This is a genomic window from Mycoplasma paraquilae, from assembly GCF_048284415.1.
Lineage (GTDB): Bacteria > Bacillota_I > Bacilli_A > Mycoplasmatales > Metamycoplasmataceae > Mycoplasmopsis.
In genome coordinates, this window is the sequence record NZ_JBLVZU010000002.1 from 15,912 (window position 1) to 27,456 (window position 11,545).

Here is an 11,545-nt window from a genome sequence, read left to right on the forward strand (position 1 = left end):
ATTTATATATAGTTTTTTTATTTATTATAACATTTTCTTTTTATTATTAAAAATTTATATTACTGTGCTGCCAATAAGTTTTGTTTATTAATAACCATAGAAAATATACACATTTTTCTCATAATAATTCAGGATATAGTAGATATTAAATTATTCATTAAGTAACAAATAAATAACAAAAGCGCGCACCCTTAATGATGCACGCTGGAATGATCTAATTTCTAAATCATGTATTTATATCTTATTATAATTTTACAAAGTATTCTACAGTTCTAACAAGTTGTGAAACGTATGACATTTCATTGTCATATCATGAGTATAATTTGTACATTTTTCCATCAACTGTATCTTTTGCTGAAGTCATTAATGAGTCAAAGATTGAACCATGGTGTTGTCCAATAATGTCTGAAGAAACAAGTGGTAATGTTGAGAATTCAAGTGTTTCACTTGCTGCTTTTTTCATAGCTTCGTTAATTTCTTCAACTGTAGGTTGTTTTTCTAACATAACTGTTAAATCAACTAATGATCCTGTAATTGTAGGAACTCTAACTGCAACCCCATCAAGTTTTCCAGCTGCTTCTGGAACTACAAGTCCAATAGCTTTAGCTGCACCTGTTGATGTAGGAACCATGTTTTGAGCTGCTGCTCTAGCTCTTCTTAAATCTCTGTGAGGAGCATCTTGTAATCTTTGGTCAGCTGTATATGAGTGAATTGTTGTCATGTATCCTGATTTTAGCCCAAAGTTGTCAACAAGAACTTTAACAACTGGTGCTAAACAGTTTGTTGTACATGAAGCTGCTGAGATTAACTTGTCTTCTGAGTTTAATTCTTTGTGGTTTACATTGTAAACGATTGTTTTAACATCTTTGTCAGATGGTGCTGAAACAACAACTTTTTTAGCTCCAGCTTTTAAGTGTTTTTCTGCACCTTCACGTTTTGTGAAGAATCCTGTTGATTCAACAACAAGGTCAATTCCTAATTCACCTCATGGAAGGTTTTCTGGATCTCTTTCTGATAGAACTTTAATTTCTTTTCCATTTACAACAATTGCACCTTCTTTAACAGAAACTTCTACTGGTAATGCGTGGTATGCTGTATCGTATTTTAATAAGTGTGCTAATGTAGCTGGGTCAGTTAAGTCATTAACAGCCACAACTTCCATATCTGTTGATTTAGTTTCTAGTAATCTACGTAAGAATAATCTTCCGATTCTTCCAAATCCGTTAATTGCTACTTTTTTCATAATCTTCCTTTCAAATAGTTTAATTATTAATAAAAAGTATCCCTTTTTATGTTCGGATATATTATATTAGTTTTTTTATAACAAGTTACAGTTTTTTTATTTCTTTTAATTTTATTTTTTAATTAATTTAAAAGAAAAAAGTTAAAAAAGTGCATTATTTTTTAGGTAAATATTACATTTTATCTAAAAGACAAATAACTTTTATGATTTTAGTAGCTTACTGAATTACCTTTTTATCAACTTATTAAAAGTTTAAATTAATTATGAAATTCATTATAGTTAATTAAGGTTAAAAATGCTTAATTTTTTTATGTTAATTTAAATTCAAAATAGTAAAATATAAAAACTATGAATAATACAGTTTCAAATAATAAATATGATGCAATAGTTATTGGTGGAGGTCACGCTGGAGTCGAAGCAACTTTTGCTTTAGCAAATATGGGACATAAAGTTGCTTTAATTAGTTTTGACCTTTCAAGAATTGCTATGATGCCATGTAACCCATCAATTGGTGGGCCAGCTAAAGGAATCATTACTCGTGAAATTGACGCTTTAGGGGGAGTGCAAGGCTATTTTTCAGATCTAGCAATGATTCAAATCAAAATGTTGAATGAATCAAAAGGGCCGGCAGTTAGGGCTATGAGAGCTCAAATTGATAAAGAAAAATATTCAAGAATTATTTTGGAAGCTTTACAAAAGCACCCGAACATTACATTGATAGAAGGTGTGGCTGAAGAAATATTGGTTGAAAATGACTCATTTAAAGCAATTAAACTAGAAGGTGAAGAAATTTTAGAGGCTAAAGAACTCGTTATCACAACCGGGACATACATGAATTCTCGAATTTTAAGAGGAGATCAAATCACTATCTCAGGGCCAGATAATCAAAAAACTACACCTAAGCTTTCTCAATCATTAGCTAAACTTGGTTTCGAATTGCAAAGATTAAAGACCGGAACACCAGCTAGAGTTTTTGCTGATTCAATCGACTTTTCTAAAGTTGAAAAAGAAAACTTAGAAGATACTTATCTCTCATTTTCATCTAGATCAAATGTTAAATTAGATAAACAAATCTCATGTTATTTAACTTATACTAATGAAAAAACACATAAAATAATTCGCGAAAACATCGGCAGATCAGCTATGTATTCAGGTCTAATTGAAGGGATTGGTCCAAGATACTGTCCAAGTATTGAGGATAAGGTAATGCGTTTTTGTGATAAGCCTCGTCACCAAGTGTTCTTTGAACCCGAAACAGTGGATGGCTCAATTATTTATGTTAACGGAATGTCAACTTCTATGCCTGTAGAAGTACAAGATTTAATGTTACGTACAATTCCTGGTCTCGAAAATTGCAAAGTACAAAAATGAGGATATGCGATTGAATATGATGCTTTAAATCCATTGCAAATTTCACCTTCATTAGAATCAAAAGTTATTAGCAATATTTTTACAGCTGGTCAAATTAATGGAACCAGCGGATATGAAGAAGCTGCTGCGCAAGGATTAATGGCTGGAATTAATGCTGGAAGAAAATTAGAAAACAAAGAACCTTTAATTTTAAAAAGAGATGATGCCTACATCGGGGTTTTAATTGATGATTTAGTAACTAAAGGAACTAAAGAACCATATCGTATGCTTACAAGTAGAGCAGAATATCGTTTATTACTTAGAAATGATAACCCAGATTTAAGACTTGCTAAGTATGGTAATGAAGTCGGTTTAGTTTCAAATGAACAATATCAAAAAGTTGTAGATAAGTATGCAAGCATTCAAGCTAAAATTGATGAACTAGCTAACTCATATTTATCTTCAAAAAGCCCATTAGCACAACGTCTAGGAATTGAAAATGGTGTTTCTTTACTTAGAGTTTTAGCCAGACCAGATGTTGAAGCTAGTGAAGTAGTTGGTGATTATGAGTTTAAAAATGAATTAACAATCATGGTTAGACTAGATGGTTATATTAAAAAACAACAAGCAGAAGCAAATAAAATGAATAAACTTGAAAACTTTAAAATACCTCAAGATATTGATTATGATAAAGTGCCAAATGTCGCAACTGAAGCAAAGCAAAAACTAGCTAAAATCAGACCCTTAACAATTGGGCAAGCATCTAGAATCAGTGGAATCAACCCTGCTGATATTCAAATGTTGATGTTTTATATTGAAACAAGAAATAAATAGAGACTAATTTCAAATAATATTAGTCACTTATTCCAGGAGGAAAAATGAAATTAAATATTATTTGTGTTGGATCTTTAAGTAAAGAATTTAAAGTTCTGTATGATGATTATGCAAAGAAAATAAACTATTTTTGCAAATTAAATGTTGTTGAAATTAAAGAACAAAAAATTGAGAACATTGAATTAAAAAAGCAAAAGGAAACTGAATTAATATTAGAAAAAATTCCTAAAAATTCTAAAGTTTTTTACCTTTCTCTTAGAGGTAAACAATATTCTAGTGAGGAGTTTGGCGATCTCTTTTTAGATATTGATAACGTCACTTTTGTTATCGGCGGATCAAATGGTGTAATTGAGTCTTACTTTCCAAATCAAATTAATTTTTCAAAAATGACTTTTCCTCATCAACTTTTTAGAGTTATGTTGGCAGAACAAATTTACCGTGCTTTTACAATTCGAAATAATATTACTTATCACAAATAGAGGTTTAGACCTCTTTTTTAATACAAAAAAGCCACTATTTAAGTGGCCTAATAAGTAATTTTTTTCTTTTGTTTTAAAACACGTTCATTAAAATAATCAAGTGTTGAATATATGGTAATTAATAAAGCTGTATATATAGGAATTGAAATAAATGAACGAAGTACAATTGGAATCATGAAATAAATATATTTATCATCTAGTAAGTAATTTTTCCCATTAAAGTAATTCATATATTTAATATACACATATGGTCCATAAATTCATCTTGTTATAACAATAACTGAGATAACTAATCCAAATGATATTAATAACTTTTTAACAAAAACTAATTTTGGAACTAAGTTAAATTCTTTTTGCGACAAGTGGCGCATATTATGCCAAATAATTATAGTGAGCACTATTGCTACTGATAAAAATACTCCGCCTAATGCAACCATACTTCAAATTACTGCATCAGATAGGGTTGAAACTCCAAATGTCCGCGTAATTCTTCATCCAGCTGCATTGCCATTCTTTTTGTCAATTCCAAAGAAATTCTTTAAAACTCCTGAATCAGGATCAATATTATGCAAGTATGCTGCATAAGCTGTAGCACTTAATAAAGCTATAAAAATTATAACTAGTATAATTGTTGTAACTAGTGAAGCTACTTTTGTGTTTGCTTTATACATTCATAAAAAGGCTTTTGCAATTAATACTACTGCCACAGGTACTATGGCATACATTCAGAATCATGATCAAATTCCACCAGTAAATAGTAATGAAGCAAAATCTGCTATTAACCCCAATAAGGATGCTTTAAAAGTTGATAAAAATAAAGCAAAAATAATGTAAAAAACATATTCAAAGCTTAATCCAACTTTTGATAATCCAGTAAATTTTGTTAATGTTGTAATTATTAAAAATAGTCCTAGTAATACACTTGACATCGTTAAGTCCTGAATCGAAAATGTAAATTCATCTTGGATTACTTTGGCAAATTTAGTGTTATTTGTTAAATTAATTAAGTAACGAATATTCGCAAGATCTTGTAAAGCGTTGATGTTCTTTTTTTGTGGTACTAAATCCTTTTCAAGTACTAGTGTTTTAAATAATAAACTAGAAATAGGTAAAAATGTCACAAGTCAGTCTAGTTTAATTAGCTTGCTATATTTCTTGGTATCATAGTTTAGCGAGCTAAATACCGTATTTAATCGATAGTGTAATTGGTATGTTTTAATGTAAATTCAAAAATTATAATAGACAAAAATTAATACAGCAACAATAATATATGTATATCATGTTTGATATACAGATTGATTTTGTGTTTTAAGAGCATTAATTATCCCTAGTACTAGGAAAGCAATAAATAATGCTTGATAAATAAAGTGAGCTACAAAAATCGCAAAGCGTTGTTTAAGCATTTCGCTACGTAGTAGCTGCAACCTTTGTTGTAAAAATCAAGTATTGCTGTCAAATGTTTGGCTTGTTTTGTTCTTTCTGTTGTTCTGGTCTATAATCATACGGTAATATTTTAATACAAAAACTTAATTTCCCACTATTTTAATAGCAATTATTATTTGATTTAGGTTTCACATTAATTGAAATCAGTTTAGAAAGTTTAACTTTTTGCTCTAAAATTTGAATGAAAGCATCTAATAATTCAATTTCATTACTTTCCGCTATTCTATCTCCAATAACTTCATTATGAATATTAATAAATTGCTGTGCAAAAATTGTAAGTGGTATTTTATAGATGGTTTTAAACTCAACAACATAATTAGTTGTTTTTGATCAAGTATAAATTAATAATTGCTTATTTCTATTATTTTCAGGATAACTCTTATTTTTTTTAACTTCACAAAATAATATGTCATTTTGTAAGATCGCAATAGGCATAACATAATTTGATTCAATTTCATCTTGTTTAGATATTAAATTATTAATTTCATCATTCATTTGGTAAATTTCAAATAATTTTAATTCTGTTTGCATCATTTCCTTTCATTATATAAATTAGAAATAAAACAAAAAGAACTAAAAAAGTACAAAAGCATATAAATAAAAACTGTTTCAGTTATAACACTGAAACAGCTATTTCTCTAGTAAATAAATACTAGGTATAAAAACAAAAAAATCTTTTCTTTTCTGTAAGACATTTCTGCCTTACATTAATATTATAATACAAAATAAATTAATTTGTCAAAAATTTTTTATTTTTTTATTTTTTTATATTACTTAGGTTTTGACTCCTTAATCTATTCATTAATATTATAAACCTTCTAAATAAATTAGGTAGGTTTTATAATTTTTTTATTTTGTTGTTTAGCCCCATAAAATAGAGCCATTTGTTTTATATGCATAAAAAATCTAAAAAAATATTTTATAAAATGAAGTTAAAATAACAAAATTAAAGATAAATATTGCTTTTTTTAATAGCTATAAAAAAATATATTTTTAAAAAATTTTTTTATAAATAAATCTTTTTTTATAAAAATAATTATTTTTAATTTATTAAAATAGCAAAAAACATCAGAATTGTCTTCCAATGTTTAAAGTTTTGTTTATTTTAACTTTTGTAATAAAACAACTGTTTCAATATGGGCAGTATTAGGGAACATATCAAAACCTTGAATATAAGAAATACTATAATATAAACTTAAATCTTTTAAATCACGAACTAATGTTTTTGGGTCACAAGACATGTATACTATATTCTCAATTTTGTTTCGCTTAATTCAATCAATAAATTCTGTTGTAAGTCCACTTCTAGGAGGATCTAAGATTAAAATTGTATTTTGCAAGTTTGTAACTTGTTTTTTAAATACTGTTCCTGAATCACCTATATAGTATTTTGCATTTATTTTGTTATGCTTTGAATTAATTCGAGCATCAATTATAGAAGAAGGCGCGATATCACTCCCGACTATTTGTTTTTGACTTCCGGCAACTAGTTGCCCAATAACACCCACACCACAATAGGCGTCTAAAATAACTTGGCTAGAGATCCCTGCTACTATTTCATTAATTTTTGCAAAGATCATTTCTGCCATTTGGCTATTAATTTGAAAAAATGATTTAATATTGCAATTAAATTGCATATTATTTAATGACATTGCAAAAGGTTTTTTATTAAATAAATTAATTACATTATCTTTCTTTATAATATTAAAATCTACAATTGCAGAATAAAATTGAATTTTTGCTAATAATTTACTAGGTATATCATAATCAGAATTAATTTTTAAAGCAAGTGAAATTTCACCTTGTTCATTACTACGCAAAGTGATTTCTTCATAAAATCTTAAATGTTCTTGCTTTTTATTAATTGGATAATAGTTATTAAATATATCTAATATATAATCAAGAACTTTGTTAATAGCTTCTTTATTTTGAGAAAAATTATTCGCAAGATGTAAATTGTTTGACTTTATATCATATTCGCCGACATAAATTCGATTATTTAAAACTATAAATGGATAGCGCACTTTATTACGATAATTGTAAATTATTGGACTAGCTTGAAAAGAGATGTATTTTTTTATTGCTTCAGAGCCTAAATTTCACGATAATAATTTACTTAAGTACTGATCTTTAAATTTAACTTGTTCTTGATAGTTTAAATTGATAAGTGGGGCTGAATTTATACAATCTTCTTGTTCTTTGTTACGTGCTGGTGAAGACACTAGTAATTTAATAACTTTAGCAAAAGCAAACTTACTATTAACTTTTAATAATTGAACTTGTGCTATTTCACCTGGAAATAAATCACTTGTAAAAATAGCATATCCATCTAAATTACGAGTAACTCCAAGCCCTTCATAGCTCAATTCATTACAAGTGACTTCAATAATTTGATTTTTTTGATATTGATTTAATTTTGACATAAAAATAGTATCTCAATCTTTCCATATTTTTTGCTTTTATAAACTTTTAACTCTGCTGGCAATGTTATTTTGCTGAAGTTATCAGTTTCCACGATAATTTCAAAGTCTTCTTCAAGAAGGGAATTATTTACCAGTTGCGCAAGACAACTTGAAACTAAGTTGTATTCAATAAAAGGGGCATCAATAAAAACAAAATCATATTTTTTACTACAATGATTTAAAAAAGCTAAAGCATCCTCATTAATAAGTTGAATTTTATTTGCTTCTGGTATTTTGTTGATATTGCTTTTCGTGGTTTTTAATACCACCTTATTTTTTTCAATCGAAGTAACGGAACTAGCTCCTCGAGAAATAGCTTCAATGCTTCAAGCTCCAGAACCAGCAAATAAATCTAAACAAGTTTTATTTTGAAGTTTAAATTGTAGTGATGAAAATACAGCTTCACGAACTTTATCTGTAGTTGGACGAGTATATTTTTCATCAGGTTGTTCAATCTTGTACCCACGGTACTTTCCTGCAATAATTCTTAACATGCTGTAATTTTATCAAATTTAGACTATTTGGCTTGTAGGTTTTCAATATAAAAAACTCGCTTACGCAAGTTATTTTTTGGCATACAGTCCCATTTTTTTCATTAACTTATTTAAATTATATGAAGCAATTTGAGAAGCTTTAGCAGCACCTTGATCAGTAATTTGATCAGCAATTTTTAGTGCACTTTCATATTTTGCTTGAATATTAATCAATAAATCACGAACTACTGTAGCTACAGCTTCCTTAAATTCTTTATAGTCTTTATCTTTAAATAAAGCTTCAGCCTCTTGTAATGTAATATTGCTTAAAGCAGCATAAATATTTAATAAGTTTAAAATTCCAGGTTTTTCAGGCGAAATATAAACCTTACCTTCTGAATCTGTCACAGCTTTCATAATCTTATTATAAGCTTGTTGTGGATTTTCTAGTAAGTATATTGTTGATTTAGTACCATGTTCACTTTTTGACATTTTGCTATTTGGATCAGTTAATGATTTAATTCTTGCTCCAACTTTAGGAATATACCCTTCAGGTAGAGTAAAGCTAGTATTATATTTAGTATTAAATCTTTCTGCAATATTTCTTGTTAATTCAAGGTGTTGAGTTTGGTCTTCTCCAATTGGGACTAAGTCAGGGTTGTAAAGTAATATATCTCCAGCCATTAAAGTTGGATACATTAACAAATTGGTTGGAATTTTGCTAGTTCCATTCCCTTGCTTTAATTTAGTTGCTTTATCTTTATATTGAGTCATTCTTTGTAATTCACCAAGTGTAGTTTCTGATGCACATAATCATTGCATCATAGCATGTTCACTTACTTGTGATTGGTAAAAAATAGTTGCTTTTTCAGGGTCTAGTCCACATGCTAAATATAAAGCAACTATTGTTTTTCGAGCTTTTCTTAATTCAATTGGATCAACTGTTCCTGTGGTTAAGGCGTGTAAGTCAGCAACAAAAAAGTATGAATCGAATTCATCTTGTAAAGCCACAAAGTTTCTTAATGCTCCAATGTAGTTTCCTAATGTTAAATCTCCAGTAGGTTTAATCCCACTTAATAATCTTTGTTTCATCATTCTCCTAGTTAGTATAAATTTATTATAATCAATTTAATTTTTTCTGTATTAAAAATCCCATAAAATAAGTATTTATGGGATTAAATTATTCCTAGAAAATATCGTTTGATTGGTATGTATTTGGTTTTGGTTGAGTGTTTTGTTGATCGCTTGCTAAAGCATGCATTGCTTGAGATGCGGATACAATTAAAATAATGTTTCCTATTGGTGGCAGACAAAATGTAAGCCCAAAGCCAACCCATGTTAAAGTTTTTGCAGCATCATGGTTTTGATTAAGGGAACCAGCAGTATTAGCGATGCAAACAAAAACAATATTTAAAATCATGCATATGGATATAGCAATTAATGTGATAACCAGAAATACAAAAGGAATTAGTTGTACTCCTCCAAAGATATCTTCGAAATTAGGTGTTGAATTATTATTCCCATCCATAGAGTTTGCCATATTTATGGTATTGAGGGCAATTAATATTAACCACAGAATAAAGAAGAATATACATAAGAATGTTAAAACTAAAGAAGCAATATTAACTGCTTTAATTCTCTTATATCCTTTATATAAATCTGTATTCATTTTTACTCCTTTATTCAATTATACGACTTTTAATGCTATAATTAGCATTCTTTGTGCATTTTTAACATCTTATTTTGTTTTATAGCTAACACAATATTTGCTATTCCAAATAGCAAAATTGAGCTTAAAACTAATCAAATAATCATATCTTTTTTTATCACTGCATTAGTTTCTGACTCAAGTGTTTTAAAAAGAATGATGTGCAGTATTATATTTACTATTTCACTAATCAATCATATAGCACCTAAAATTGAACAAATATAAATTCCATAAGCATAGAAAACTATTGTTAACGTTAGTGAATTTGAATGTGTATCTGTGCCAGAAATTATTGCTGGTGTAGCAAAAAAGATTAATATAGCTAATGCAAGAACAAAAAATAAAGTTGCTGTAACAATATTTGTTATTTTTGTTTGCTTGATTTTTTTAGTTTCATTCATTTTTCATTTCTCCTTTAAAATCAAAATTATTATATAAAATCTTTTACACCTATATTCTAGCATTTAATTAATTAAATTAATTACTTATATAAATATACTAATCTGTTAAAATAAATAAGCATAAAAACAGCAGTTTATTATGATTGGAAAATAAATTTAACGAATTATTCTTGTTAGTAAGTTAGCTGCTTAACTGAAAACATTAAGTTAAACTTATCCAATTAGAAATAAACCCTCTCATTATGCAGAAAGAGGAAAATCATATGTCAAGATACACAGGACCTGTATTTAAAAAATCACGTCGTTTAGGATTTTCAATTCTTGAATCAGGAAAAGAATTTGCTAAAGGAAAGAAAAGAACATACGCTCCAGGACAACACGGAAACAAAAGAGTAAAATTATCTGAATACGGATTACACTTATACGAAAAACAAAAAGTAAAACACTTATATGGTGTTAACGAAAAACAATTGCAAAAAGTATTCCAAAAAGCTGTTAAAGCTAAAGGAATTACAGGGACAAACATGCTTCAATTATTAGAAACACGTTTAGACAACTTAGTTTACAGAGCAGGATATGCTACAACACGTAGACAAGCACGTCAATTAGTTAACCACAACCACTTTGTTGTTGATGGTAAAAAAGCAAACATCCCTTCAATGGTTATCTCAGTAGGTTCAGAAATTACTCTTAAAGAAAAATCAAGAACAAACAAACAAATTTTAGAAGCTATGGAAGCTCGTGAAGCTGCTTCATGATTAACAAGAAAAGATTTTACTGCTAAATTAGATCGTTTACCAGAAAGAAATGAATTACACCCAGAAATCAAGGATGCTTTAGTTGTTGAGTTCTACTCAAAATAATAACTAAATCTAAGGAGAATTATTATGAGACAAAACATTCACCCACAATACCACACAGTTGAAGCTACTTGTTCAACATGTCAAAAATCATTTACTTTCAAATCAGTTAGACCTAACTTTACAGTAGACGTTTGTTCAAATTGTCACCCTGTTTACACTGGATCAAAAGCTCAAGTTAAAGCAACAGGAAGAATCGATAGATTCAACAGAAGACTTGAAAAAAAGAATGCTAAATAATAATGCATTCTGCAGTGGCTGAAGCCACTGTTTTTTTATAAAAAATAAACGC

12 protein-coding genes are annotated in these 11,545 nt (G+C 28.3%); 4 read left to right on the top strand and 8 right to left on the bottom strand.

Annotated elements, in window-relative coordinates; genetic code table 4:
* Window positions 1-244 precede the first annotated feature (244 nt).
* Window positions 245-1,243, bottom strand: a complete 999-nt coding sequence (gap, locus tag ACNQ12_RS01190) for a type I glyceraldehyde-3-phosphate dehydrogenase (RefSeq protein ID WP_418027343.1) — start codon at window positions 1,241-1,243, stop codon at window positions 245-247.
* Between the two features lie 348 nt (window positions 1,244-1,591).
* Between gap and mnmG the strand changes: the two genes are divergently transcribed.
* Both mnmG and ACNQ12_RS01200 read left to right on the top strand, forming a co-directional pair.
* The gene (gene mnmG, locus ACNQ12_RS01195) at window positions 1,592-3,427 is read left to right on the top strand and encodes a tRNA uridine-5-carboxymethylaminomethyl(34) synthesis enzyme MnmG (RefSeq protein WP_418027345.1); all 1,836 of its coding nucleotides are present in this window, start codon (window positions 1,592-1,594) and stop codon (window positions 3,425-3,427) included.
* Between the two features lie 44 nt (window positions 3,428-3,471).
* Window positions 3,472-3,906 (top strand): 23S rRNA (pseudouridine(1915)-N(3))-methyltransferase RlmH, encoded by a 435-nt coding sequence (locus ACNQ12_RS01200; protein WP_416754886.1) that lies wholly within the window; start codon window positions 3,472-3,474, stop codon window positions 3,904-3,906.
* Window positions 3,907-3,953: 47 nt separating this feature from the next.
* On the opposite strand, the gene ACNQ12_RS01205 is transcribed toward ACNQ12_RS01200, so the two are convergent.
* The 7 genes from ACNQ12_RS01205 to ACNQ12_RS01235 form a co-directional block, all read right to left on the bottom strand.
* Window positions 3,954-5,408: a hypothetical protein gene (locus ACNQ12_RS01205; RefSeq protein WP_418019182.1), complete on the bottom strand. Its 1,455-nt coding sequence runs from the start codon at window positions 5,406-5,408 to the stop codon at window positions 3,954-3,956.
* 40 nt (window positions 5,409-5,448) lie between these two features.
* Window positions 5,449-5,880, bottom strand: coding sequence for a hypothetical protein (locus ACNQ12_RS01210; RefSeq protein WP_418027348.1), 432 nt, complete (start codon window positions 5,878-5,880; stop codon window positions 5,449-5,451).
* Window positions 5,881-6,449: 569 nt separating this feature from the next.
* On the bottom strand, window positions 6,450-7,772 hold the full coding sequence (gene rlmD / locus ACNQ12_RS01215; RefSeq protein ID WP_418036958.1) for a 23S rRNA (uracil(1939)-C(5))-methyltransferase RlmD: 1,323 nt from the start codon (window positions 7,770-7,772) through the stop codon (window positions 6,450-6,452).
* Window positions 7,760-8,305: a 16S rRNA (guanine(966)-N(2))-methyltransferase RsmD gene (rsmD, locus tag ACNQ12_RS01220; protein WP_418036960.1), complete on the bottom strand. Its 546-nt coding sequence runs from the start codon at window positions 8,303-8,305 to the stop codon at window positions 7,760-7,762. Before rsmD ends, rlmD begins: the two co-directional genes overlap by 13 nt.
* A 69-nt stretch (window positions 8,306-8,374) precedes the next feature.
* Window positions 8,375-9,376 carry a tryptophan--tRNA ligase gene (gene trpS, locus ACNQ12_RS01225; protein WP_418035198.1) on the bottom strand — a complete coding sequence of 334 codons (1,002 nt, stop codon included), beginning with the start codon at window positions 9,374-9,376 and terminating at the stop codon, window positions 8,375-8,377.
* Window positions 9,377-9,470: 94 nt separating this feature from the next.
* The gene (locus tag ACNQ12_RS01230) at window positions 9,471-9,953 is read right to left on the bottom strand and encodes a hypothetical protein (RefSeq protein ID WP_418036961.1); all 483 of its coding nucleotides are present in this window, start codon (window positions 9,951-9,953) and stop codon (window positions 9,471-9,473) included.
* Between the two features lie 41 nt (window positions 9,954-9,994).
* Entirely contained in the window at window positions 9,995-10,393 is a 399-nt protein-coding gene (locus tag ACNQ12_RS01235) for a hypothetical protein (protein WP_418036963.1), read from the bottom strand.
* 263 nt (window positions 10,394-10,656) lie between these two features.
* On the opposite strand from ACNQ12_RS01235, the gene rpsD reads away from it, so the two are divergent.
* On the top strand, window positions 10,657-11,256 hold the full coding sequence (gene rpsD / locus ACNQ12_RS01240) for a 30S ribosomal protein S4 (RefSeq protein WP_416754878.1): 600 nt from the start codon (window positions 10,657-10,659) through the stop codon (window positions 11,254-11,256).
* A gap of 24 nt (window positions 11,257-11,280) precedes the next feature.
* Window positions 11,281-11,493 carry a 50S ribosomal protein L31 gene (gene rpmE, locus ACNQ12_RS01245; RefSeq protein ID WP_416754877.1) on the top strand — a complete coding sequence of 71 codons (213 nt, stop codon included), beginning with the start codon at window positions 11,281-11,283 and terminating at the stop codon, window positions 11,491-11,493.
* Window positions 11,494-11,545 lie beyond the last annotated feature (52 nt).